Origin of the sequence: Roseovarius sp. (assembly GCF_965277045.1) — a bacterium.
Taxonomy (GTDB): Bacteria; Pseudomonadota; Alphaproteobacteria; order Rhodobacterales; family Rhodobacteraceae; genus Roseovarius.
This window is the reverse complement of record NZ_OZ255712.1, coordinates 335,694-358,468: the sequence shown is the minus strand read 5'-3', so window position 1 is coordinate 358,468 and position 22,775 is coordinate 335,694. Positions and strand designations below refer to the sequence as shown.

General features: G+C 64.0%; 23 protein-coding genes. 14 read left to right on the top strand and 9 right to left on the bottom strand.

The features are described from left to right. The first annotated feature begins 194 nt into the window (after positions 1–194). The gene (locus ACQY4V_RS01795) at positions 195–791 is read left to right on the top strand and encodes an outer membrane protein (RefSeq protein WP_428515234.1); all 597 of its coding nucleotides are present in this window, start codon (positions 195–197) and stop codon (positions 789–791) included. Between the two features lie 250 nt (positions 792–1,041). On the opposite strand, the gene arsC is transcribed toward ACQY4V_RS01795, so the two are convergent. From arsC to ACQY4V_RS01780, 3 genes are read right to left on the bottom strand one after another with little or no spacing between them, the layout of a single operon-like run. After that, positions 1,042–1,383, bottom strand: a complete 342-nt coding sequence (gene arsC / locus ACQY4V_RS01790) for an arsenate reductase (glutaredoxin) (RefSeq protein WP_428517328.1) — start codon at positions 1,381–1,383, stop codon at positions 1,042–1,044. Further along, on the bottom strand, positions 1,380–2,438 hold the full coding sequence (locus ACQY4V_RS01785) for a quinone-dependent dihydroorotate dehydrogenase (RefSeq protein WP_428515233.1): 1,059 nt from the start codon (positions 2,436–2,438) through the stop codon (positions 1,380–1,382). Before ACQY4V_RS01785 ends, arsC begins: the two co-directional genes overlap by 4 nt. Next, positions 2,435–2,773, bottom strand: coding sequence for a DUF952 domain-containing protein (locus ACQY4V_RS01780; protein WP_428515232.1), 339 nt, complete (start codon positions 2,771–2,773; stop codon positions 2,435–2,437). The genes ACQY4V_RS01785 and ACQY4V_RS01780 overlap by 4 nt, the downstream gene beginning before the upstream one ends. A 102-nt stretch (positions 2,774–2,875) precedes the next feature. Here ACQY4V_RS01780 and ACQY4V_RS01775 point away from each other — a divergent pair, with 102 nt between their 5' ends. Genes ACQY4V_RS01775 through ACQY4V_RS01765 form a run of 3 tightly spaced genes read left to right on the top strand, consistent with a single transcriptional unit; the run spans position 2,876 to position 6,349 of the window. Further along, the gene (locus ACQY4V_RS01775; RefSeq protein ID WP_428515231.1) at positions 2,876–4,435 is read left to right on the top strand and encodes a bifunctional metallophosphatase/5'-nucleotidase; all 1,560 of its coding nucleotides are present in this window, start codon (positions 2,876–2,878) and stop codon (positions 4,433–4,435) included. 56 nt (positions 4,436–4,491) lie between these two features. Continuing rightward, complete coding sequence (locus tag ACQY4V_RS01770) at positions 4,492–5,679, top strand: class I SAM-dependent methyltransferase (protein ID WP_428515230.1); 1,188 nt, start codon at positions 4,492–4,494, stop codon at positions 5,677–5,679. 4 nt (positions 5,680–5,683) lie between these two features. Further along, positions 5,684–6,349: an SOS response-associated peptidase gene (locus tag ACQY4V_RS01765; RefSeq protein WP_428515229.1), complete on the top strand. Its 666-nt coding sequence runs from the start codon at positions 5,684–5,686 to the stop codon at positions 6,347–6,349. A 72-nt stretch (positions 6,350–6,421) separates the two neighbouring features. Here the strand turns inward: ACQY4V_RS01765 and ACQY4V_RS01760 are convergent, their stop codons facing one another. The 4 genes from ACQY4V_RS01760 to ACQY4V_RS01745 all read right to left on the bottom strand — a co-directional run bounded on the left by ACQY4V_RS01760 (position 6,422) and on the right by ACQY4V_RS01745 (position 9,776). Further along, positions 6,422–7,417: a type I glyceraldehyde-3-phosphate dehydrogenase gene (locus ACQY4V_RS01760; protein WP_428515228.1), complete on the bottom strand. Its 996-nt coding sequence runs from the start codon at positions 7,415–7,417 to the stop codon at positions 6,422–6,424. 88 nt (positions 7,418–7,505) lie between these two features. After that, positions 7,506–8,855 (bottom strand): MATE family efflux transporter, encoded by a 1,350-nt coding sequence (locus ACQY4V_RS01755; RefSeq protein ID WP_428515227.1) that lies wholly within the window; start codon positions 8,853–8,855, stop codon positions 7,506–7,508. Then, positions 8,848–9,357 (bottom strand): PaaI family thioesterase, encoded by a 510-nt coding sequence (locus ACQY4V_RS01750; RefSeq protein ID WP_428515226.1) that lies wholly within the window; start codon positions 9,355–9,357, stop codon positions 8,848–8,850. Before ACQY4V_RS01750 ends, ACQY4V_RS01755 begins: the two co-directional genes overlap by 8 nt. After that, positions 9,354–9,776: a PaaI family thioesterase gene (locus ACQY4V_RS01745; RefSeq protein ID WP_152491503.1), complete on the bottom strand. Its 423-nt coding sequence runs from the start codon at positions 9,774–9,776 to the stop codon at positions 9,354–9,356. The genes ACQY4V_RS01750 and ACQY4V_RS01745 overlap by 4 nt, the downstream gene beginning before the upstream one ends. Positions 9,777–9,890: 114 nt before the next feature. On the opposite strand from ACQY4V_RS01745, the gene ACQY4V_RS01740 reads away from it, so the two are divergent. From ACQY4V_RS01740 to ACQY4V_RS01705, 8 genes are all read left to right on the top strand, one after another. Next, positions 9,891–10,259 (top strand): MerR family transcriptional regulator, encoded by a 369-nt coding sequence (locus tag ACQY4V_RS01740; protein WP_428515225.1) that lies wholly within the window; start codon positions 9,891–9,893, stop codon positions 10,257–10,259. A 190-nt stretch (positions 10,260–10,449) separates the two neighbouring features. Further along, entirely contained in the window at positions 10,450–10,851 is a 402-nt protein-coding gene (locus ACQY4V_RS01735) for a MerR family transcriptional regulator (protein ID WP_428515224.1), read from the top strand. A 40-nt stretch (positions 10,852–10,891) separates the two neighbouring features. Continuing rightward, positions 10,892–12,670: an acyl-CoA dehydrogenase C-terminal domain-containing protein gene (locus ACQY4V_RS01730; protein ID WP_428515223.1), complete on the top strand. Its 1,779-nt coding sequence runs from the start codon at positions 10,892–10,894 to the stop codon at positions 12,668–12,670. A 59-nt stretch (positions 12,671–12,729) separates the two neighbouring features. Continuing rightward, positions 12,730–12,942 carry a hypothetical protein gene (locus tag ACQY4V_RS01725; protein WP_057796430.1) on the top strand — a complete coding sequence of 71 codons (213 nt, stop codon included), beginning with the start codon at positions 12,730–12,732 and terminating at the stop codon, positions 12,940–12,942. Positions 12,943–12,953: 11 nt separating this feature from the next. Continuing rightward, positions 12,954–14,093, top strand: a complete 1,140-nt coding sequence (locus ACQY4V_RS01720; protein ID WP_428515222.1) for an acyl-CoA dehydrogenase family protein — start codon at positions 12,954–12,956, stop codon at positions 14,091–14,093. A 43-nt stretch (positions 14,094–14,136) separates the two neighbouring features. Beyond that, a complete protein-coding gene (locus ACQY4V_RS01715; protein ID WP_428515221.1) occupies positions 14,137–14,775 on the top strand; it encodes a glutathione S-transferase family protein in 639 nt (212 codons plus the stop codon). 61 nt (positions 14,776–14,836) lie between these two features. After that, positions 14,837–16,048, top strand: coding sequence for an acetyl-CoA C-acetyltransferase (locus tag ACQY4V_RS01710; protein ID WP_428515220.1), 1,212 nt, complete (start codon positions 14,837–14,839; stop codon positions 16,046–16,048). Between the two features lie 23 nt (positions 16,049–16,071). Continuing rightward, positions 16,072–18,267: a 3-hydroxyacyl-CoA dehydrogenase NAD-binding domain-containing protein gene (locus tag ACQY4V_RS01705; protein ID WP_428515219.1), complete on the top strand. Its 2,196-nt coding sequence runs from the start codon at positions 16,072–16,074 to the stop codon at positions 18,265–18,267. An 83-nt stretch (positions 18,268–18,350) separates the two neighbouring features. On the opposite strand, the gene ACQY4V_RS01700 is transcribed toward ACQY4V_RS01705, so the two are convergent. Further along, complete coding sequence (locus ACQY4V_RS01700; protein ID WP_428515218.1) at positions 18,351–19,013, bottom strand: Hint domain-containing protein; 663 nt, start codon at positions 19,011–19,013, stop codon at positions 18,351–18,353. Between the two features lie 175 nt (positions 19,014–19,188). Next, positions 19,189–19,833, bottom strand: a complete 645-nt coding sequence (locus ACQY4V_RS01695) for a sulfotransferase family 2 domain-containing protein (RefSeq protein ID WP_428515217.1) — start codon at positions 19,831–19,833, stop codon at positions 19,189–19,191. Between the two features lie 128 nt (positions 19,834–19,961). On the opposite strand from ACQY4V_RS01695, the gene ACQY4V_RS01690 reads away from it, so the two are divergent. Together ACQY4V_RS01690 and ACQY4V_RS01685 are read left to right on the top strand one after the other, a co-directional pair. After that, positions 19,962–21,584, top strand: coding sequence for an AMP-binding protein (locus ACQY4V_RS01690; RefSeq protein ID WP_428515216.1), 1,623 nt, complete (start codon positions 19,962–19,964; stop codon positions 21,582–21,584). A gap of 195 nt (positions 21,585–21,779) precedes the next feature. Beyond that, the gene (locus ACQY4V_RS01685) at positions 21,780–22,763 is read left to right on the top strand and encodes a hypothetical protein (protein WP_428515215.1); all 984 of its coding nucleotides are present in this window, start codon (positions 21,780–21,782) and stop codon (positions 22,761–22,763) included. Positions 22,764–22,775: the final 12 nt, after the last annotated feature.

Sequence of the window (22,775 nt, the reverse complement as noted above, 5' to 3'; positions counted from 1 at the left end):
ATAAAAACAAGCGGCTTTTCGCCTAGGGTGTATCTCTTCCGCATCGGCCCCTTAAAAAGAGGTGGCGCCGGGGCTGTCTTTTACCGCCCGCTCTTGCAGTCTGGACCCATGACGCCATATGCCCGGCGTAATGGCGCCCCCCGCAAATGTTCGCGCCACATCGCAAGTAATATGTCCTGAAAGGATAAGTACCAATGAAACGCACTGCCCCTCTCTTCGCGGCCGCTTTCGCAGTCTGCGCAGCCCCCGCATTCGCCGGCAACCTGACGCCGGTGCAAGACGACGTCGTCGCACCGCCGCCGCCGCCCCCGGCCGCCGTGACCCCCAACTGGACCGGCCTCTACGGCGGTGTGCAACTGGGCTACAACAACCTCGATTCCAACATCTCCGGCGGCGACGAAACCGTCATCGGCGGTCTCTTCGTCGGCTATGACTACGATTTCGGCGACTTCGTGCTGGGCAGCAGCATCGACTACGACTTCACCGATGCCGAAGTCTCGACCGCGCCGAACCCGCAGGTCGACCTGGAAAACATCTTCCGCGCCAAGCTGCGCGCCGGCTACAAGCTGGGCAACGGCCTGATCTACGGCACCGGCGGCTATGCCAAGGCGTTCACCGACAACCTCGGCGACGATGACGGCTATTTCGTCGGCGCAGGCTACGAGACGATGGTCACCGACAACTTCTCGCTCGGTGGCGAACTGCTCTATCACGAGTTCGACAACTTCAACGGCACCAACGCCGATGTAGAGCCGACCACGGTTCAGCTGCGCGGCACGTTCCGCTTCTGATCGGGTAGGAACGATCCCGCCCGGCACGCATGCCGGGCCGGATTGACAAATCAAGGCGCCTGCCGTCCCCGAACGGCAGGCGCCTTTTTCATGCGCGGCGGGCAGGGTTTCGGCGCAGCGCACCGCGCGGTGCGTTCATGCCGCAATTTCGGAAAAATCGCACCGTCGCGATACCACCCGGATACCGACGCGATACCGACGTCCCGTTTTCGCCGATTTCCGCGGCATTAACACGTGATTCGAAAAAGCGTCAAAGGATCTCCAGAACCGCTTCCGGCGGCCGGCCGATTGCAGCCTTGTCGCCCGCGAAAACGACCGGGCGCTCGATCAGGATCGGATGCGCGGCCATGGCGGCCAGCAACACCTCTTCCGGGCTGTCCGGGGTCAGGCCCAGCTCCTTGAACCGGGATTCTCCCTTGCGGATCAGATCCTTGGCACCAATGCCCAGTCGGTCAAGCACGTCGCGCAGCTCCGCGACTTCCGGTGCGTCCTCGAGATAGCGGCGCACCCGCAAGTCGCAGCCACGCTCCTGCAACAAGGCCAGTGTCTGCCGCGATTTCGAACAGCGTGGATTGTGCCATATCTCGATCAAAGCCATGCGTCCCGTCCCGTTCCAACTGCATCGGAGATGTTGGAATAACCCTTTTCTTCCAACAGCTTGTCAAGTCCAAGCGCGATCCGCTCGACCAGTCCGATCCCCTCGTAGACCAGCGCCGAGTACAGCTGGACCGCACTCGCACCGGCTCGGATTTTCTCCAGCGCCTGCGCGGCACTTCCGATCCCGCCCACACCGATCAGCGGCATCCGCCCGTCGGTCAGTTCGGACAGCCGCGCCAGCACCCTCGTCGACCGCTCGAACAGGGGCGCCCCGGACAGCCCGCCCGCCTCGTCCCGCATCGGGCTTTGCAGCCCGCTTCGGTCCAGCGTCGTATTGGTGGCGATGATCGCGGCGACACCGCCGGCCTGCGCCACATCGGCCACCTCGGACAGCTCCAAGTCACTGAGATCAGGCGCGATTTTCAGGAAGACCGGGATCGGTCGCTCCAGCCAGTCGCGCGCCTCCATCACGCCTTTCAGCAGCGTCGACAGGGCCTCGGCCCCTTGCAGATCGCGCAGCTTCTCGGTGTTGGGGCTCGAAACGTTGACGGTCGCGAAATCCAGGTGCGGGCCACATCGCGACAGCACGCGGGCAAAATCCTCCGCCCGATCGGCGCTGTCCTTGTTGGCCCCGAGGTTCAACCCCAGCACAGCATCGCGCGGCCGTGTCGCCAGCCGTGCGACGACATCCTCCATCCCGTTGTTGTTAAACCCGAAACGGTTAATTACGGCGCGATCATCGGTCAGCCGGAACAGCCTCGGCTTCGGATTGCCCGCCTGCGGCTTCGGCGTCACGGCCCCCGCCTCGACAAACCCGAATCCGGCCCGCGACAGCGGCGAAAGGGCCACCGCGTTCTTGTCAAATCCGGCCGCCAGCCCGATCGGATTTGCCAGCCGCAGCCCCGCCACCTCGCAGCGCAACCGCGCCGACGTGACCAGGCCCGGCAACGGCACCAGCCCCGCCCGCAACGCCTGCAGCGCCAGTCCGTGCGCGCGTTCCGGGTCCATCCGGTGCATCAGCCCCAGACCGATCCGGTCGGCCAGTCTCATACCGCGCCCGCCGGAAACTGATGCGCGCCGTCGACCAGCGGCAAGGGTTGCGCCCAGACCACGTCGTCCAGCCGCAAAACCCTGTAAAGATGGGGAAACTTGTCACCTCCGCGGGACGTCTCCCAGGTCAGATCATCGCCCAGCCGGTCGGTCTCGACCGCCACCAGCACAAGGTCGTCTTCCCCCTTGAAATGCCTGGCCGCCGTCTCGGGCGCTTGGGCGGGCGTCGAGAAATGGATATAGCCATCGGCCGCGTCCACCTGCGCCCCGCGCGTTTCCTTATCGGACCGCAAGGCAGCCCATTCGTCTGCGCGAAAAATCTTGTAAATCAGCATGTCTTGGTGATGCCCCGCCGCCGTGCCATGGTCAAGCAGATTGGCTTTGACGCCCTGCGCTCCCTGACGCACTCTGGCTGCATTCATCCAGGAGACTTGCCGATGCGCTTCATTCCCCTTGCCCTGACCGGCCTTCTGACCGCCACCGCGGCACAGGCCGAGTATACGCTCAACATCTTGCACACGAACGATTTTCACGCCCGGTTCGAGCCGATCAGCAAGTATAACTCCACCTGCGCGCCAGAAGACAACGAGGCCGGCGAGTGCTTCGGCGGTTCCGCACGGCTTGCCACGGCGATCGAACAGGCCCGTGCCGACGCGCCCAACCCGGTGCTCTTCGACGGCGGGGATCAGTTCCAGGGCACGCTTTTCTACAACTATTACAAGGGCAAGCTGGCCGCCGAGATGATGAACCGCCTGGGTTACGACGCGATGACCGTGGGCAATCACGAATTCGATGACGGACCCGAGGTGCTGCGCGGCTTCATGGACGCGGTCGACTTTCCCGTGCTGATGTCCAACGCCGATGTCAGCCGCGAGGGCCTGCTCAAGGATGTCCTGCAAAAGTCCACCATCATCGAACGCGGCGGCGAAAAGATCGGCCTCATCGGGCTGACGCCGCAGGACACAGACGAACTGGCCAGCCCCGGCCCCAACGTGATCTTCACCGATCCCGTCGATGCCGTGCAGCACCAGGTCGACCGGCTGACCGAACAGGGCGTCAACAAGATCATCGTGCTGTCGCATTCCGGCTATGGCGTCGATCAACGCGTGGCGCGCGAAACCACCGGCGTCGACGTGATCGTGGGCGGCCATTCCAACACCTATCTGGCCAATGACGACCCCGACGCCGCAGGTCCCTACCCCACGATGGTGGGCGATACCGCCATCGTGCAGGCCTATGCCTACGGCAAGTTCCTGGGCCGTCTGGATGTGGTCTTCAACGACGCGGGCGAGGTCACGTCCGCCACCGGCAGGCCCCTGATCATGGACGCCGCCGTGGCCGAGGATGCCGACATCGTCTCGCGCATCCAGGAGGCCGCCAAGCCGCTGGACGAAATCCGCAACAAGGTCGTGGCTGAGGCGTCGGACGCCATCAGCGGCGACCGCGACGCCTGCCGCGCGGGCGAATGCGCGATGGGCAATGCGGTTGCCGAGGCGATGCTGGCCCGCGTCGCCGATCAGGGCGTCGAGATCGCGCTGATGAACGGCGGCGGCGTGCGCGCCTCGATTGACGCAGGCCCGATCACCATGGGCGAAGTGCTGACCGTGCTGCCTTTCCAGAACACGCTCTCGACCTTCCGCATCGACGGCGCCACGCTGAAAGAGGCGCTGGAAAACGGCGTCAGCCAGTTCGGCGAAGGCGCGGGCCGCTTCCCGCAGGTGGCCGGTCTGACCTTCGTGTTCGACCCCTCTGTCGAGGTCGGCAGCCGCATCACGGAAGTCACCGTCGGGGGCGAACCCCTTGATCCCGAACGCGATTATCTGGCCGTGTCGAACGACTACCTGCGCAATGGCGGCGACGGCTACTCCATGCTGCGCGACGCCGCCGACGCCTATGATTTCGGCCCCGACGTGGCCGATGTGCTGGCCGAGTATCTGGCGCAGAACTCTCCCGTCTCGCCCATGACGGATGGCCGCATCCGACAGGCCGGACAATGACGTGACGCGCGCCGGTTCGGCTTTGCAATCCGGGCGGCACGCGGCATAAAGGCGCCATGAACAAGGTGCGCGACCAGTACGAGGCATTTCCCTACCCCGAGCGGGATCCGAGGGACGAGAAAAAGCGCCTGATCACCGGCTCGCCCTCGCTGCCGCAGGAGATCGACCATTACGTCTTCAGCGGGCAGCGCGACTGGTCGCAGCCTTTGCGTATCCTCGTGGCCGGTGGCGGCACCGGCGACGGGCTGATCCAGCTGACGACGCTGCTCACGCAATACGGCAAGCCTTATGAGGCAACCTATATCGACCTCTCCACCGCCTCGCGAAAGGTGGCCGAGGCACGGGCAAAGACCCGCGGGTTGAAGAATATCAGCTTCGTCACCGGCAGCCTGCTGGACGCGGGCGATCATGGCCCTTTCGATTACATCGACTGTTGTGGCGTGCTGCACCATCTGCCCGACCCCGATGCGGGCTTCAGCGCCCTGCGCGCGGCCCTCGCCCCCGGCGGCGGCATGGGCTTCATGGTCTATGCCCCCTATGGCCGCTCCGGCGTCTATCCCCTGCAAGAGGCGTTCGCCGCGCTTTACAGCGACAGCCCTCCGAAAGACCGGCTGAAGGCAGCAAAGAAAATCGTTCAGGACTTACCCGCAGGCCATCCGTTCAGGTCGAACCCCAACCTCAACGATCACAAGAGCGGCGACGCGGGTTTTTACGACCTGCTGTTGCACAGCACCGACCGCGCCTATGACGTGCAATCGCTGACCGACACGCTCGACCGCACCGGCTGGTCCTTTGCGGGCTTCACCGTTCCGATACTCTATGACCTCGCGCGTTTGGCGCCCGTGCCAGCGGGGATGGACCCGGTCGCGGCAATGGCCGTGGCCGAAAAACTGAACGGCACGATCCGCACCCATACGGGCTATGCCACCGATACGGCCCGCCCGGTGGCCTCGGGTAAGACCCGCGCGTTGGTGCCGCATCTGAAGGGCGTGCAACCCGCGCAACTGGCACGCGCCGTGGCGCAAGGTCAGGCGCCCGCGCTCGACACCGACGGGATCAAGGGAAAGCTCGCCCTGCCCCGACAGGCCGCCGCCCTGCTTGCCGCCGTCGACGGCCGCCGCAGCCTGCAGGAGATCGCAGGCCATGCCGGACTGGACCCGATCACCTTTGGCGGGCTCTGGAGCCAGGTCGAAAAGGCGCTGTTGCCCTGGGGCATGCTGCTCTACTCGAACGTGCTGAGGTAGGCCGATGTGCGGACGTTTCGCCGTCACGCTGCCGCAAGACGCCATGGCCCAGCTCTTTGCCGCGCGCCCCGTTAACGATTTGCCAGCGGTTCCCAATTACAACGTCTGTCCGACCAACGATGTGCATGCGGTCACGTCCGATGGCACCGACCGGCAGCTCGGTTCGATGCGCTGGGGATTCCTCCCGCATTGGTACAAGACGCCCAACGATGGCCCGCTGCTGATCAACGCGCGCGCCGAGACCATCGCGGAAAAGCCCGCCTTCCGCGCGGCGGCCCGTGAGCGGCGCTGCCTGATCCCGGCCAGCGGCTTTTATGAATGGACCAAGGACGCGGACGGCAACCGACTGCCATGGTTCATCCATCCGGCCCAGGGCGAGGCGCTGGCCTTCGCCGGGGTCTACCAGTCCTGGGACAAGGGCGATGCGCCGCTGACCACCTGCGCCATCGTCACCACCGGGGCCAATGGGCCGATGTCGAAGATCCATCACCGCATGCCGGTGATCCTGGCCGAAAAGGATTGGCCGCTCTGGCTCGGCGAGGCGGGCCACGGCGCGGCAACATTGATGACGGCGGCCCCGGATGACGCGCTGGACTTCTACCGCGTGGACCCGAAGGTCAATTCCAACCGCGCCAGCGGACCGGAATTGATCGACCCGCTCGACGACTGACCCTTCGTCGAAATAGTCAGCACGCAACACCGCGCGCGGCCTGCCCCGAGATTATTCTTACGGATAATCTCGTCACCGCGCTGCCATCCGTCGGGCCATGTCCAGCATCCGGCAGGAAAAGCCCCACTCGTTGTCGTACCAGCCGAAAACCCGCAGCAACCCGCCCGCCGACACGCTGGTTTCCGGGCCGACCAACACGAGCGAGTCCGCCCGCCCGCGCAGATCGGAACTGACCAAGGGCTGCTCCGTCCAGCCGAATACGCCGCCCGGCCGCGCCGCCGCTTTCAGCACGGCGTTCACCCCGTCCGACGTGACCGCCTCGCGCGTCTGGACCGTCAGGTCGATGCAAGACACGCTGGCGGTGGGCACGCGAATGGCCCGCGCCTCGATCCGGCCTTTCAGATGCGGCAGGACAAGCCCCGTCTGGTCCTGCGCACTGGTCGTCGTGGGCACCATCGACAAAGCCGCGGCGCGGCTGCGCTCGGGCGCGGCGCGGGGTTTGTCGACCGTGGGCTGGCTGCCGGTATAGCAATGTACCGTGGTCATCTGCCCGCTTACCAGTCCGAACGCCTCGTCCAGCAGCCGCGCCAGCGGTGCCAGAGCGTTGGTCGTGCAGGACGCATTTGAAACGATGCGTTCATCGCCCAGGTGTTCGTCATTGGCGCCCATGACCAGCGTTACATCCGCCTCCGCAGAGGGGCCCGAGACCAGGACCTTGCGCGCACCGGCGTCCAGCCCGCGTTCCGCCACGGCGCGTTTTCCGCCCATTCCGGTGCATTCCAGCACGACATCGACCCCCTGCAAATCGATACGTCGCAGGTCCGGCTCGGCGTGGAAGGGAATGCGCCGGCCGCCCACGACCAGGGCTGGACCGTCCGTGCGCACCTCTTCGGGCCATGGCCCGAACACGCTGTCAAACTGGAAGAGATAGGCGCAGGTGCTCAAGGGCTCGATGTCGTTGATCGCGACCAGTTCGAAATCCCTGGCGTCGCGCAGCAGGATCCGCAGCAACGTCCGGCCAATACGTCCAAAGCCGTTGATGGCAACGCGGATCGGCGGTTGGGGCATGACGGTATCTCCTGGAGGTGTTTTGTCCGCGAACCATTGCCGCGACCGTAACGGTTTTCCAGCCGTGAAATATTATTTGATCAAATTTTTACCGCGCGGCGGCGGCCCCGGCCTGCGGTCCCGGCGCGACCGACGCTTCGAGCGCGGGATACCGCAGCCAAAGCGTGACACCCCGCGCCACGAAGCTGATCAACAGGGCCAACCACAGGCCGTGATTGCCCAGCCATGGCACCAGCAGCAGGGCCGACACAACGTAGATTGCAAGGCTTATCGCCATCATGTTGCGCATGTCTCCCGCCCGGGTCGCACCGATGAAGATACCATCCAGCATGAACGGCGCCACCCCGACCACCGGCGCGATACAGACGTAGATCAGGAAGATCCTTGCCTCGGCCTGCACCTCCGGCGCCTTGGCCATCAGGTCGACGATCGCGCCGCCCCAGACGGCGAACGCGACCGCGATCAGCAGAACGATGGTGAGCGCCCAGATGCTGGCCAGCAACGCACCCCGCCGCAGCCGCGTGACGCTGCCTTGCCCGTATGCCTGCCCCACAAGCGCCTCGGCGGCGAAGGCGAAACCGTCCAGCGCGTGCGACGATATGTTCAGGAATTGCAACAACACCTGGTTCGCGGCCAGCGTGACATCCCCCAAGTCACCTCCGATCAGCAGGAAGGAGATGAAAATGCCCTGCAGCATCAGTGACCGCAGCAGGATATCGCGGTTCACTGCCATCATCCGGGCCAACTGTACGCGGTCGAAGACCCGTTCCCAGTCGCGCCACGCCGGCACGGCCCAGGCATCGCGGCACAGCCACAGGCCAAGCAGCAGGCCTGACCATTCGGCTATGAACGTGGCCCAGGCCACCCCGGTTACGCCAAGGTCCAGCCCCAGCACGAACCATAGATCAAGAAGGATATTGACCCCGTTCATCACGACCTGAAGCGCCAGAACCGCGCGCGTGCGTTCCAGCGCGATCAGCCAGCCCGTGACGCCGTAGAGCCCGATCAGGGCCGGTGCGCTCCAGACCCGGATAACCATGTAGTCCCGCGCCAGTGCCTCGACTTCGGCGCTGGCCGGCGACACAAAGAAGGCACCCGCGAACAAGGGGACTTGCAGCGCGATGATGCAAAGGCCGGCTGCCAGCCCGATCATCAGCGCGCGTGTCAGCATGGCCGCCACCTCGCCGCTGCGCCCCGCACCATGGGCCTGGCTGGTCAGACCCGTCGTGCCCATGCGCAGGAACCCGAAGACCCAGTAAACCCCGGTCAGGATGATCGCACCGATACCAACCGCGCCGATCGGCACAGCCTCGCCCAACTGCCCAACGACGCCCGTGTCCACCGCGCCCAGGATCGGCACGGTGACATTGGACAACACGATCGGTATGGCGATCTTGAGCACACGCCTATGCGTAATCGCCAGCGGCGTCTCAGCCATCGCGGCGCGGCATCAGGAAATGCCCCGTGGCCTGCGCGAAGGCACGGGCGCGATTGTCCTGCCACGCCTCGGCCCGAACGGACGCATAGCGCCGGCCCGATCGCGTCACCAACGCGCGCGCATAGGCATCCCTTGGCAGGCCCGACCGCAGGTAGTCCACGGTGAAGTCGATGGTCTTGGGCAAGCGCGGCAGGGATCCGGCCTCGAACGTCTCGAGGGACAGTTCGCCCGACTCCATCTCGTCCCACAGCATGGCCCAGCTCAGCGTGATGATCGACGTCACTTCCAGAAAGGCCGACGTGGCGCCACCATGCAAGGCCGGCAACAGCGGATTGCCGATCAGCTTTTCGTTGAACGGCATGACCGCCGTCAGCTCGTCGCCGCGACGATCGAACTCGATCCCCATGAAGCGGATGTATGGCACGCCATCGACCAGCGCGCGCAGGGCCGCGTCACGTCGCTGCTTGACCACCTGCACGGGTTCCGGGCGCCCGCGGCTCATGGCTTATCCGCCACGGTAAAGGTGCCGGTGGCCTGCGCGACGGGCCGGTCGGCATCGTCGTCCAGCGTCTGCGCCCGCACGAAGGCGACCGAACGGGTGATGTGATAGCACTCCGCGCGTGCCCGGATCGCCTGCCCCGGTCGGGCCGGGCGCATGTAGTCTATGCGCAGGTCGATCGTCGCCGTGGCGCCGGGCGAGTCCGGGTGGCTCATCACGGCAGCACCGCAACAGGTATCCATCAGTGCCGACACCGCCCCGCCGTGAATCACGCCGGTCTTCGGATCGCCCACCAGGTGGTCGGCATAGTCCATCTGCATCTCGGCCACGCCCTCGCCGACATGGGTGATCCGCATCCCGAGCGCCTTGGCGTGGGGAATGGCGCCCATGAATTCTGCGGCCATCTTGTTCTTTTCGGTCATCAAAGGTCCTGCGACTTGGTGGCCTCTTTATGGTCCCGAATGCGGACGCGCCGCAAGGGTGCCTGTTGCGCGATCCGCCCTATGTCTCTTAAGTAGACGTAAGGAGGACCAGCGATGCCAGAGCAACGCCTGTCATTCAAGGAGATGTGCGCCAGGTTCGAAGTGACGCCGCGCACGCTGCGGTATTACGAATATATCGAGTTGCTCAGTCCCATGCGCGAGGGGCGTTCGCGCTATTACGGCCCGCGGGAAGTGGCCCGCATGACCCTGATCCTTCGCGGTCGCCGCTGGGGTTTCGCGCTGGAAGACATCCGCCAGTGGCTGGAAATCTACGAGGAAAAGGGCACCGATGCCCAGTTGCGCACCTGGATCGACCTCGCCGACCGCCAGCTGGAAGAGCTGCGCACCCAGAAGGAACAGCTGGAACAGTCCATCGCGGAATTGAAAGAGGCTCGCGATTCGACTGAAAAATCGCTCGGCTAGACATTGGGCCGCTCGGCCCACCCTCTGCATTTCCGCAAAATAATTGCGCGTCCCGCAGGTTGACCTTGCCTGATCTTACGTAAAGCTCAAAGTGACGTTACGTAGTGGTTACGTAAACCAGTCCACGTGTTGTACCGATAGCCATCGCCTCACATGTTCCGGCCACGCAACGAGATTTACGGAAAGCGCCATGACCGACGAAACGATGACAATTCGCGAGATGTGCGACGCGTTCAACGTGACGCCGCGAACCTTGCGTTTCTACGAGGCGAAAGAACTGCTCTTCCCCCGTCGGGAAGGACAGAAGCGACTGTTCACCAAGAGCGACCGCGCCCGTCTGAAACTGATCCTGCGCGGCAAGCGCTTCGGCTTCAGCCTCGAGGAAATACGCCAGCTTCTGAACCTTTATGACCGGGGCGATCAGCAGCTGACGCAGCTGGAAAGAACGTATGAAATCGCCAAGGACCGTCTGGAAGAACTGGAGCGTCAGCGCGACGAGCTGACCGCGGCCATCGACGACCTGCGCGACCAGATGAAATGGGGCGAGAGGATGATCTCCTCGCTCCGCCAGACACCCAAAGCCGCGGAATGATCCACGGCCCGACACTGTGATGATGTAGGGAGACCACCACATGCCGAGCTACACCCCGCCCACCAAGGACATGCAGTTCATCCTTCACGATGTCCTGAAGGTCAGCACCACCGACACCCCCGGCTATGCCGAGCTGGACCGCGATTTCACCGCCGCCGTCCTGGAAGAGGCCGGCAAGATTTCCTCCGAGGTCCTGGCGCCCTTGAACGTCGTCGGCGACACCGAGGGCTGCAAGCTGGAAAACGGCGTGGTCCGCACGCCCACCGGCTTCAAGGCGGCGTTCGACCAGGTGCGCGAGGGCGGCTGGACCGCGCTCGACCTGCCCGAGGAATTTGGTGGCCAGAACATGCCCTACATCCTGGGCACCGCGGTGGGCGAGATGTTCTCGGCCGCCAACCAGGCCTTCACCATGTACCAGGGCCTCACGCACGGTGCGGCCTCGGCCATCCTGGCCCACGGGTCCGAGGATCAGAAGGCCACGTACCTGCCCAAGATGGCGTCCTGCGACTGGACCGGCACGATGAACCTGACCGAGCCGCATTGCGGCACCGACCTGGGCCTGATGCGCACCAAGGCGGAACCTCAGGGTGACGGCAGCTACAAGATCACCGGCCAGAAGATTTTTATCTCGTCGGGCGAACACGACATGGCCGACAACATCATCCACCTCGTGCTGGCCAAGATCCCCGGCGGCCCCGAGGGCATCAAGGGCGTCAGCCTCTTCATCGTGCCCAAGTTCCTCGTGAAAGAAGAGGGCACCCTGGGTGAACGCAACGGCGTCGCCTGCGGCAAGATCGAGGAGAAGATGGGCATCCACGGCAACTCGACCTGCGTCATGAACTATGACGAGGCGACGGGTTACCTGCTGGGCGAAGAGCACAAAGGCATGCGCGCCATGTTCACCATGATGAACGAGGCCCGTATCGGTGTCGGCATGCAGGGCCTCGCGCAGGCCGACGTGGCCTATCAGAACGCGCTGGAATACGCCAAGGACCGGCTTCAGGGCCGCGACGTCACCGGCGTGAAAAACCCCGACGGCCCAGCCGATCCGCTGATCGTGCACCCGGATATCCGCCGCGCGCTCCTGGACCAGAAAAGCTTTGTCGAGGGCGCCCGCGCGTTCCTTCTGTGGGGCAGCCAGATGATCGACCAGTCGCATCGCGGCAATGACGCCGCCGCCGAAGGCATGGTCAGCCTGCTGACCCCGATCATCAAGGGCTTTCTGACCGACGAAGGCTTCGACATGACGATCCTCGCACAGCAGGTCTATGGCGGCCACGGCTATATCGAGGAATGGGGCATGTCCCAGTTCGCCCGCGACGCCCGGATCGCCATGATCTACGAAGGCGCCAACGGCGTTCAGGCACTCGATCTCGTCGGCCGCAAGCTGGCGCAGGACGGTGGCAAGCACGTCATGGCCTTCTTCGACATGGTCAAGGCGTTCATCAAGGAAAACGAAGGCCACCCGGCGCTGAAGTCCGATTTCCTCGATCCGCTCAAGGAAAGCTCGAAGCACCTGCAACAGGCCGGCATGTTCTTCATGCAGAACGGCATGAAGAACCCCAATGCCGCGCTGTCGGGCTCGTATGACTTCATGCACCTCTTCGGCCATGTCTGCCTGGGTCTGATGTGGGCGCAGATGGCCAAGGCCGCGCACGCGGCGATCGAGGCCGGCGAAGGCGACACCGCCTTCTACAAGACCAAGATCGCCACGGGCCGCTTCTACATGAAGCGCCGCCTGCCCGCGACGGGCATGCACCTGGCGCGCATCGAATCCGGCGCCGAGCCCGTGATGGAGCTTGAAGCCGAGGCATTCTGAAAACGGTAGGGTGGGTTTCAAACCCACCCTACGCAAGCAACGATGACTGGGAGGACATCATGCCGAAACGCTTTCGCCTGACCCGCCGCTTCAACGCCGCGATGACCGAGGACGGCTATCGCCGGCTGCGAAAATTCGCGCAGGAAGCCGGGCTCGACGAAGGCGAGGCACTGTCCTTTCTCTTCGAGAATTTCGACAGCGTGATCGACGAGGACACGTTCGGTCACCGGCTGCGCATCTTCAATTCAGAACTCGACGCCCGCAAACGCTAGGGAGCCACCTCATGTCCGCATGGATGACCGAAGAGCACGAAATGCTCACCGAGATGACGGCCAAGTTCATCACCGAGGAATGGGGCCCGCATTTCGAGCGCTGGCGCAAGGCCGGCATCATGGACCGCGAGATCTGGCAACAGGCCGGTGAACTGGGCCTGCTCTGCCCCTCGATCCCCGAGGAATACGGCGGCGCAGGTGGCGATTTCGGCCATGAGGCGGTGATCTGCATCGAGCAATCCCGCGCCAACCTCGCAAGCTGGGGCAACCCGATCCACTCCGGGATCGTGGCGCATTACCTCTTGGCCTATGGCAGCGAGGAACAGAAAAAGCGCTGGCTGCCCAAGATGGTCTCGGGCGATCTCGTAGGTGCGCTTGCCATGACCGAACCGGGCGCAGGCTCGGACCTGCAAGGGATGAAGACCAAGGCGCTGCGCGAGGGCAATTCCTATCGCCTGACGGGTCAGAAGACCTTCATCACCAACGGCCAGCACGCCGACCTGATCATCGTCGCCGCCAAGACCGACCCCAAGCAAGGCGCCAAGGGCATTTCGCTCGTGGTTGTCGAAACCGAGGGCGCCGAAGGCTTCACCCGCGGCCGCAACCTCGAAAAGAACGGGCTCAAGGCCGGCGACACGTCTGAGCTTTTCTTCGACAATGTCGAGATCCCGCCCGAGAACATCCTGGGCGGCGAAGAGGGTCGTGGCTTCTACCAGATGATGGAGCAACTGCCCCAGGAACGCCTGATCATCGCCTGCGGCGCACAAGGCGCTCTGGAAGGCGGCGTCGCCCGCACGATCGCCTACACAAAGGAGCGCGAGGCTTTCGGCGCGCCCATCTTCGACAAGTTCCAGACCATCCGCTTTACCCTGACCGAGTGTCTGACCAAAACCAAGGTCTGCCGCGCCTTTCTTGACGAGTGCATCGAGGAACATCTGCACGGCAAGCTGAGCGTCGAGAAGGCCGCGATGGCGAAATACTGGCTGACCGACACGCAGTTCGAGGTGCTGGACGCCTGCGTGCAGCTTCACGGTGGCTACGGCTACATGGCCGAGTACGACATCGCCGAGATGTGGGCCGACGCGCGGGTGCAACGCATCTACGGCGGCACCAACGAGATCATGAAAGAGCTGATTTCGCGGTCGCTTTAACGGCTACGACGCCCACCACGGACACAACACTGGGAGTGAGGACATGACGATCAAGCTGTACTGTTTCGGAGAAAGCGGCAACGCCTACAAGGCGGCGCTGGCGCTGGAGCTTTCCGGCCTCGACTGGGAGCCGGTGAAGGTCGATTTCTTCGGCGGCGAGACCCGCGGCGACGCGTACCGAAAAGACGTCAACGAGATGGGCGAAGCGCCGGTCATGATCGACGGCGATCTGCGCCTCACCCAGTCGGGCGTGATCCAGCAATATGTCACCGACAAGACCGGCAAGTTCGGCGGTCGGGATCAGTCGGAAAAATACGAGGTTCTGCGCTGGGTTCTGTGGGACAATCACAAGCTTAGCAGCCAGGCCGGGATGACCCGCTTCCTGATGAACTTCCTGCCCGAGGACAAGCGCCCGGCAGAGGTCATCAAATTCACCCAAGGGCGCCTCAAGGCCGCCTACACCACGCTGAACGACCGGCTCGAGGGGCGCGACTGGATCGTCGACGACGGGCTGACCAATGCCGACATCTCCTGCTGCGCCTACCTTTTCTATCCCGAACCCTTCGGCTTTGACCGCGCCGACTGGCCCAATATCGACAGGTGGCTTTCCAATATCGAGGCGATGCCCGGCTGGAAGCACCCCTATGACCTGATGCCGGGCTCCCCGGCAGATCGCGCCTGAGCCGGCCTCGGCGCGCACGAGCAACAAACAGACACGACAGGACAACCAAAGGAGTCCGCAAATGACCGAAGCCTATATCTATGACGCGGTCCGCACGCCGCGCGGCAAGGGCCGCAAGGACGGCGCGCTGCACGAAGTGACCGCCGTGCGCCTCAGCACCCATGTGCTGAACGCGCTGAAAGAGCGTAACGGCCTTGAGGGTCACGCCGTCGAGGACGTGATCTGGGGCAACGTCACTCAGGTGATGGAACAAGGCGGTTGCCTTGCACGGACCGCCGTTCTGGCCTCGGACCTCGACGAATCCATCCCCGGCCTTGCGATCAACCGCTTCTGCGCCTCCGGCATGGAAGCCGTGAACCTGGCCGCGAACCAGGTCAAGGGCGGCGCGGGCGAGGCCTATATCGCCGGCGGCGTCGAGATGATGGGCCGCGTGGCCATGGGCAGCGACGGGGCCGCGATTGCCGTGGATCCCAGCGTGGCCATGGACAGCTATTTCGTCCCGCAGGGCATCTCGGCGGACATCATCGCCACAGAATACGGTTTCAACCGCGACCAGGCCGATGCGCTGGCCGTGGAGAGCCAGAACCGCGCGGCGGCGGCGTGGAAGGACAACCGTTTCCAGAAATCCATGATCGAGGTGAAGGACCAGAACGGCCTCACGATCCTCGACCACGACGAATACATGCGCCCCGGTACAGACATGCAGGCGCTCGGTGCGCTCAACGCCAGCTTTCAGCAGATGGGCGAGGTGATGCCCGGCTTCGACGCCGTGGCAAAGCTGAAATACCCGCACCTTGAGAAGATCAATCACATCCACCACGCCGGCAACAGCTCGGGCATCGTGGACGGCTCTGCCGGTGTGCTGATCGGCTCCAAGGAGTTCGGCGAGAAATGGGGTTTGAAGCCCCGCGCCCGCATCCGCCAGACCTGCAAGATCGGCACCGATCCGACGATCATGCTGACCGGTCCCGTGCCCGCGACTCAGAAGATCCTTGCCGATAGTGGCATGAACATCGGCGACATCGACCTGTTCGAGGTAAACGAGGCCTTCGCCTCGGTCGTGCTGCGCTTCATGCAGGCCTTTGACGTCGATCCCGAGCTGGTCAACGTCAACGGCGGCTCCATCGCCATGGGCCACCCGCTGGGCGCCACCGGTGCGATCATCATCGGCACGCTGTTGGACGAGCTGGAACGCTCGGACAAGGAAGTGGGGCTTGCCACGCTCTGCATCGCGTCCGGCATGGGCGCGGCCACGATCATCGAACGCGTGTAACCCGGGATACGAGGATTAGAGACATGACTGATTTCACGATGGAAAAAGGCGCCGACGGCGTCGCGATCATCACCTGGGACACCCAAGGCAAGTCCATGAACGTGATGAACATGGAAGGCTGGCCCCTGCTGGAAAGCCTGGTGGACGACGCGCTGGCAGACGATGCCGTGAAGGGGATCGTCATCACCTCCGGCAAGGAAGGCACCTTTGCCGGAGGCATGGACCTCAACGTCATCGCCAAGATGAAGGAAATGGCCGGCGACAACCCCGCGCAGGGCCTGATGGACGGGCTGATGAACATGCACTCCATCCTGCGCAAGATCGAGCGTGGCGGCATGGACGACAAGAACAAGGGCGGCAAGCCCATCGCCGCCGCCCTGCCCGGCACGGCACTTGGCATCGGGCTGGAAATCCCGCTCGCCTGTCACCGTATCTTTGCCGCCGACAACCCCAAGGCCAAGATCGGCCTGCCCGAGATCATGGTCGGCATTTTCCCCGGCGCGGGCGGCACCACGCGGTTGGTGCGCAAGCTGGGCGCGATGGGCGCGTCCCCGCTGTTGCTCGAAGGCAAGCTCAACGATCCCAAGAAAGCCAAGTCCGCAGGAGTCGTGGACGAGGTGGTGCCCGCCGATGAGCTGATCGCCAAGGCCAAGGAATGGGTCCTGAGCGAGCCCAGCTTCGTCAAGCCGTGGGACGAGAAGGGCTACAAGATGCCCGGCGGCGCGCCGTATCACCCGGCAGGCTTCATGACCTTCGTCGGTGCCTCGGCCATGGTCAACGGCAAGACGCAGGGCGCTTTCCCGGCGGCCAAGGCGCTGCTCTCGGCTGTCTATGAGGGCGCGCTGGTGCCCTTCGACACCGCACTCAAGATCGAGGCGCGCTGGTTCACCAACGTGCTGATGAACCCGTCCTCGGCGGCCATGATCCGCAGCCTTTTCATCAACAAGGAAGCGCTGGAAAAAGGCGCCAACCGCCCCGACGTGCCCGACCAGAAGGTCAAGAAGGTCGGCGTCATGGGTGCCGGCATGATGGGCGCGGGCATCGCGCTCGTCTCGGCCATGGCGGGGATGGAGGTCGTGCTGATCGACCAGAAACAGGAAGCCGCCGACAAGGGCATGGCCTATACCGCCGACTACATGGACAAGGGCATCAAGCGCGGCAAGGCCACCGAAGACAAGAAGGCGGCGACGCTGGATCTAATTACCGCGACCACCGATTACACCGCGCTGAAAGGCGCGGACCTGATCATCGAGGCCGTGTTCGAGGATCCGGGCGTCAAGGCCGAGGTCACAAAGGAAGTGCTGAAGGTCGTGGGCGACGATTGCATCTTCGCCACCAACACCTCGACACTGCCCATCACAGAACTGGCCAAGGCATCGGACAATCCCGAACAGTTCATCGGCATCCACTTCTTCTCGCCCGTCGAGAAGATGATGCTGGTCGAGATCATCAAGGGCGCGGAAACCGGCCCGCGCGCCGTCGCCAAGGCGCTCGACTACGTGCGCCAGATCCGCAAGACGCCCATCGTCGTGAATGACGCGCGGTTCTTCTACTGCAACCGCTGCATCATACCCTACATCAACGAGGGCATCCGCATGGTGGCCGAGGGCGTGACACCCGCGCTGATCGACAATGCCGCGCGGCAGCTTGGCTTCCCGGTTGGTCCGCTGCAACTGGTCGACGAGACCTCGATCGACCTAGGCGCAAAGATCGCCCGCGCCACCAAGGCGGCGATGGGGGACGACTACCCCGACGGTGCCGTGGACGAGGTGATCTTCTGGATGGAAGAAGAGGGTCGGTTGGGCCGCAAGTCCAACGCGGGTTTCTTCGACTATGACGAGAAGGGCAAGCGGCAGGGCTACTGGCAAGGGCTGGAACAGAAATACCCCCATGCCGAAGACCAGCCCGACCTGATCGAGGTCCAGCATCGCCTGATGTTCGCACAGGTGCTGGAGGCCGTGCGCGCGCTGGAAGAAGGCGTGCTGGAAGACATCCGCGAAGGCGACGTCGGCGCGATCCTCGCCTGGGGCTTTGCACCATGGTCGGGCGGGCCGTTCTCGTGGCTCGACATCATCGGCACGCCCTACGCCGCCGAGCGGTGCGACGAGCTGACGGCCAAGTTCGGCGAGCGATTCACGACGCCTGACTTGCTGCGCGAGATGGCCGGCAAGAACCAGTCCTTCTACGGGCGCTTCGGTACCCAGGCAGAGGCCGCGTAACCGCGACCTTTCGAGCAAAAACGCAACCCGCGCGGCCAGGCAACCGCGCGGGTTTTATTGTTCCGGTGGGATAAGCTGCGCCGCTACGCCGGAACGGCCGCCGCCCAGATGTCCTGGGGTGAATTGCAGCAGGCTGCGGCAATCTCTTCTTCGATCTGCACGGCCAGGAACCGCGCCTCGTCCATCGACAGGACGGAGTAGAACGGGCGGGCCTCTTCGGCGAAGGCCGCATCGACCATGTCGGCAAAGGCGGGGCAGAAAAGCAGCGCCCCGTTTTCCGCGAACACCACCTGATCGGCGGCGAAGTGCAAGACCACGATCTCCACGTCACCCTCGGGCGGAGTGCGTGCGACGCCATAAAGCCCCTCGATCGCTTCGGCGGGCATCAGGGTGAAGGGATCACCGTAAAGGTCCTCTGCCGCGTCGCTTTCCACCATGATGGTCTGGCCGGGCAGCACATGCATCACCTCACGGTTGCCCAATGCCCCGGCGGGCACTTCCAGCGGCCAGAACTGGCGCGGGCAATGGTCCTGCCCGCTCCACAAACGGACGCGGCTCACTTTCGTGATCGTCTGAAGCCCACCATCGAAAGTCAGAACCTTGTCCCCTTCGGCAATCGCCTCGACCTGGCGCCAGCCCATGCCCGTCGCCACTTTCGTGCCGGAAATCAGCCCCGATTTGACGGCGGATGCATCCGCATTGCCATAGCTTTCGCGCGTCCCGACCGTGGAATTCCATCCGAACATTGACCATTTCCCCTCTTGTGCCGTTGGCAGACGGCGTCAGCAGACAAGATTCATGTGGCGTGATTCTCAGGACGCTGCTGGGTCGGAAAAGTGTCACGAATAGGGCATTGTTTCCGCCGCGACGCCATTCGCAACATTTTCCGAAAACAAGGCTAAAATCTGAAACGAAATCGGTTCAAAATCGATAACCGAACCTTTCGATGTCACGCGCGCACATCCGGCGCACCACTTCGGCATCGGCCTCGGTATAGTATTCGCGGTAGTCGGCGGCGCGGTCCGAACGATTTTCGTGCGGCAAGGCAAGCCGGAACCCCAGATGCTGCCACAAGGGCTCCGCGTCGGTCTGGAAATGCTCCAATCGGATGAAAAGCGCTGCAGGTTCCGCACCATTTGCCAGACGCATGTAGCTTGCATAATCCGCGGCCCGGATCGAGGCCTGCATGTCCGGCGCGTTCAGGAACCCGCTGAAATCGTTGGCTTTGGCGCGGGCGACGGCCCGGTGATCGAAGTCTTGCACCCGCAGCCAGTGATAATAGCTGACCACCCTGTCCCAGGGGTTGCGCACCAGCGTGAATGAAAAGGCCGATGCCACGAAGTCACGCGTCACCAGCCCGTCGATATCCGCCAAGCTGGAATGTTTCCACAAACGGCCCGCGCTCTTCACATCCTTGATCCGCCTCCGCCGCTTTCTGGCTTTCGGGGTGTCGCCGATCAGGATGTCATCCCGCATTGTGCGGCCCTCCAGCGCCAGCGCCAGCGACGTGCCACCCGTCTTGGGGATATGCACGAAGATATAGTTGCGACCGGGGGAGATGATCATGCCGCAACGCTAGGCGATCGCGCAGGGCTTGGAAAGATTGCCGTCCGCACGAAACGGCTTTGCGTTCGGCATGGAAATACGCGATACCTCCTGCCGATCAGACTGTATGCGCCACAAGGGAGCCTGACATGGGTTGGATGAAGGATGAGACGGGTCTCGAAAAGCATCACGCGAACTACGTTCCGCTGACACCCCTGTCGCATCTGCGGCGCGCGTCCCATGTATTTGCCGATCACGAAGCGCTGGTCTATGGCAGCTTTCGCAAGACCTATGCCCAGTACTACGAGCGCGTGACGCGCCTTGCCTCCGCCCTGCAAAAGATCGGCGTCGAACCCGGCGACGTGGTGGCGACGATCCTGCCGAACATCCCCGCCCATGCCGAGGCGCATTTCGGCGTGCCGGCCTGCGGCGCCGTGCTGAACGCCATCAACACCCGGGTCGAGGCCGATACCATCGCCTATATCCTCGATCACGGCGAGGCGAAGGTGGTGCTGGTCGATCCGCAATTCCTGTCCACCACGCTCGAGGCGATCGACAAGATGGACGGGCCCGCGCCAAAAATCATCGAGGTGCCTGATGACGAGGCCGGCGTGAAGCCCTATGGCGATCACCAGCTCTACGAGGATTTCCTTGAAACCGGCGACCCCGACTTCCGGTGGATCATGCCCGAGGACGAATGGGAAAGCCTCGCTCTGAACTATACCTCCGGCACCACCGGGCGGCCCAAGGGCGTGGTCTACAGCCATCGCGGTGCCTACCTTCTGACCATGGGCACAGCGGTGACATGGCCCCTGCCCCGCCACGCGCGTTACCTGACCATCGTGCCTTTGTTTCACTGCAACAACTGGAACCACACCTGGGCCATGCCGATGGTCGGCGGCACCGTGGTGTGCTGCCGCGACATCACCGCGGCCAACATCTACAACGCCATCGCGGACGAAGGCGTCACCCATTTCGGCGCCGCCCCCATCGTGCTGAACATGATCGTCAACGCCAAGGACGCCGAGCGGCGCGAGTTCGACCATGCGGTCAGCGTGTTCACCGCCGGCGCGCCGCCCCCCGCCGCCACACTGCGTGCCATCGAGCCGCTGGGCTTTGACGTGACGCAGGTCTACGGCCTGACCGAAACCTATGGCCACGTCACCGAATGCATGTGGCACAGCCGGTGGGACGACCTGCCCGACGAAGAGCGTTATGCCATCAAGGCCCGCACCGGTGTCCTGATGCCCTTCATGGACGACATCACCGCGCTCGATCCCGAGACCATGGAACAGGTTCCGATGGATGGCGAGACGCAGGGCGAGGTCATGATCCGCGGCAACGCGGTGATGAAAGGCTATCTCAAGAACCCCAAGGCCACCGAGGACTCCTTCCGCGGCGGATACTTCCATTCCGGCGACATCGCCTACCAGCATGACGACGGCTACCTGAAGATCGCCGACCGGGCCAAGGACATCATCATCTCGGGCGGCGAGAACATCAGCTCGGTCGAGGTCGAAGGCGCGCTCATGATGCATCCGGCCGTGCTGCTCTGCGCGGTGGTGGCCATGCCCGACGAGAAATGGGGCGAGGTGCCCTGCGCCTTCGTCGAGGTCAAGGAAAGCGCCACGGTGACCGAGGACGACCTGATCGCCTTCTGCCGCGAACGGCTGGCGGGCTTCAAATGCCCCAAGAAGGTCGTGTTCGAGGAATTGCCCAAGACATCGACCGGCAAGATCCAGAAATTCGAACTTCGCAAGGCGTTCAAATAGAACCGTCCGCCTTTGCACAGGGCCTCGCGCCCCCTCCGGCTTCGGTTGGGCGCAAGGCGCCTGGATCGCGGTGTCATCGGCAATTGCCCGCTTGCGTATCGGCGTGATATGCTCGACCAACCGCGTTAACGAGGCAGAGCAGGCCCACGCGACATGACGGCGCTGAGCGAATATGAACGGCTGGAAGCTTCCGGCTTGTGGCGGGCATCCCCGGACTCGCAGCGCGTCGATGTGTACGTGTCGTTGGGTGACGCGACGCTCACGATCCTGGACCGCCGGGAACAACCGTTGACCCACTGGTCGCTCGCCGCGATATCGCGGATGAATCCAGGCAAGCGCCCCGCTCTCTATCATCCCGACGGCGACCCTGGCGAGGTGCTCGAACTGGGCGACGATGCCGTCGAAGTGATCGACGCCATCGAGAAGCTCCGCGCGGCCGTCGAACGCGCGCGACCGCACCCGGGGCGCCTTCGCCTGGTGATCTTCCTGGGAAGTCTCGCGGCCGTCGGGGCGCTGGCGACCCTGTGGCTGCCCGGTGCGGTACGAGAGCACGCCACACGGGTCCTGCCCGACGTGAAGCGCGAGGATATCGGCCAATCCCTGCGGCGTCATATCGAACGGGTCACCGGCCCGCCCTGCAACGGGCCCGAGGGCCGTGGCGCTCTCGCGGTACTGGCCAGGCGGCTACCTGCAGAGGATGATCCCGGCACGCTCGACGTGATGCGCAACGGCGTGAAAGGGGCCGTCGCGCTGCCGGGCAAGACGATCCTCTTGGGGCGCAGCCTCGTCGAGGATTACGAAGAGCCGGACGTGCTTGCGGGTTATATCGTCGCGCAGCGCCTGCGGGCCAGCCTGTACGACCCGATCGACGACCTGCTGCAGTTCGCCGGCACCTGGGACGGCATCCGCCTTCTGACCACCGGCGAACTGCCCGAAGAGGTGCTGGCCGACTACGCCCAGCACCTGCTAACCCGTGCGCAGGCGCCGCTGCCGGACGAAACCATGCTGAACGGCTTTCGGGCCTGGTCCGTACGGTCCACGCCCTATGCCTATGCCGTCGATGTCACCGGAGAAAGCACCCTCGGCCTGATCGAGGCCGATCCCTTCGCGACCGAAGTGCCCCCCCCGATCCTCAGCGACGCGGACTGGCTGCGGCTTCAGGGCATCTGCGGCGGCTGAGCCCGCAGAATG

What these genes read in the sequence shown, in the direction of transcription:
- ACQY4V_RS01795 (WP_428515234.1), top strand. Translation starts at nt 195, where the DNA reads ATGAAACGCACTGCCCCTCTCTTCGCGGCCGCTTTCGCAGTCTGCGCA.
- ACQY4V_RS01785 (WP_428515233.1), bottom strand. Translation starts at nt 2,438, where the DNA reads ATGAGACTGGCCGACCGGATCGGTCTGGGGCTGATGCACCGGATGGAC.
- ACQY4V_RS01780 (WP_428515232.1), bottom strand. Translation starts at nt 2,773, where the DNA reads ATGCTGATTTACAAGATTTTTCGCGCAGACGAATGGGCTGCCTTGCGG.
- ACQY4V_RS01775 (WP_428515231.1), top strand. Translation starts at nt 2,876, where the DNA reads ATGCGCTTCATTCCCCTTGCCCTGACCGGCCTTCTGACCGCCACCGCG.
- ACQY4V_RS01770 (WP_428515230.1), top strand. Translation starts at nt 4,492, where the DNA reads ATGAACAAGGTGCGCGACCAGTACGAGGCATTTCCCTACCCCGAGCGG.
- ACQY4V_RS01765 (WP_428515229.1), top strand. Translation starts at nt 5,684, where the DNA reads ATGTGCGGACGTTTCGCCGTCACGCTGCCGCAAGACGCCATGGCCCAG.
- ACQY4V_RS01760 (WP_428515228.1), bottom strand. Translation starts at nt 7,417, where the DNA reads ATGCCCCAACCGCCGATCCGCGTTGCCATCAACGGCTTTGGACGTATT.
- ACQY4V_RS01755 (WP_428515227.1), bottom strand. Translation starts at nt 8,855, where the DNA reads ATGGCTGAGACGCCGCTGGCGATTACGCATAGGCGTGTGCTCAAGATC.
- ACQY4V_RS01750 (WP_428515226.1), bottom strand. Translation starts at nt 9,357, where the DNA reads ATGAGCCGCGGGCGCCCGGAACCCGTGCAGGTGGTCAAGCAGCGACGT.
- ACQY4V_RS01745 (WP_152491503.1), bottom strand. Translation starts at nt 9,776, where the DNA reads ATGACCGAAAAGAACAAGATGGCCGCAGAATTCATGGGCGCCATTCCC.
- ACQY4V_RS01740 (WP_428515225.1), top strand. Translation starts at nt 9,891, where the DNA reads ATGCCAGAGCAACGCCTGTCATTCAAGGAGATGTGCGCCAGGTTCGAA.
- ACQY4V_RS01735 (WP_428515224.1), top strand. Translation starts at nt 10,450, where the DNA reads ATGACCGACGAAACGATGACAATTCGCGAGATGTGCGACGCGTTCAAC.
- ACQY4V_RS01730 (WP_428515223.1), top strand. Translation starts at nt 10,892, where the DNA reads ATGCCGAGCTACACCCCGCCCACCAAGGACATGCAGTTCATCCTTCAC.
- ACQY4V_RS01725 (WP_057796430.1), top strand. Translation starts at nt 12,730, where the DNA reads ATGCCGAAACGCTTTCGCCTGACCCGCCGCTTCAACGCCGCGATGACC.
- ACQY4V_RS01720 (WP_428515222.1), top strand. Translation starts at nt 12,954, where the DNA reads ATGTCCGCATGGATGACCGAAGAGCACGAAATGCTCACCGAGATGACG.
- ACQY4V_RS01715 (WP_428515221.1), top strand. Translation starts at nt 14,137, where the DNA reads ATGACGATCAAGCTGTACTGTTTCGGAGAAAGCGGCAACGCCTACAAG.
- ACQY4V_RS01710 (WP_428515220.1), top strand. Translation starts at nt 14,837, where the DNA reads ATGACCGAAGCCTATATCTATGACGCGGTCCGCACGCCGCGCGGCAAG.
- ACQY4V_RS01705 (WP_428515219.1), top strand. Translation starts at nt 16,072, where the DNA reads ATGACTGATTTCACGATGGAAAAAGGCGCCGACGGCGTCGCGATCATC.
- ACQY4V_RS01700 (WP_428515218.1), bottom strand. Translation starts at nt 19,013, where the DNA reads ATGTTCGGATGGAATTCCACGGTCGGGACGCGCGAAAGCTATGGCAAT.
- ACQY4V_RS01695 (WP_428515217.1), bottom strand. Translation starts at nt 19,833, where the DNA reads ATGATCATCTCCCCCGGTCGCAACTATATCTTCGTGCATATCCCCAAG.
- ACQY4V_RS01690 (WP_428515216.1), top strand. Translation starts at nt 19,962, where the DNA reads ATGGGTTGGATGAAGGATGAGACGGGTCTCGAAAAGCATCACGCGAAC.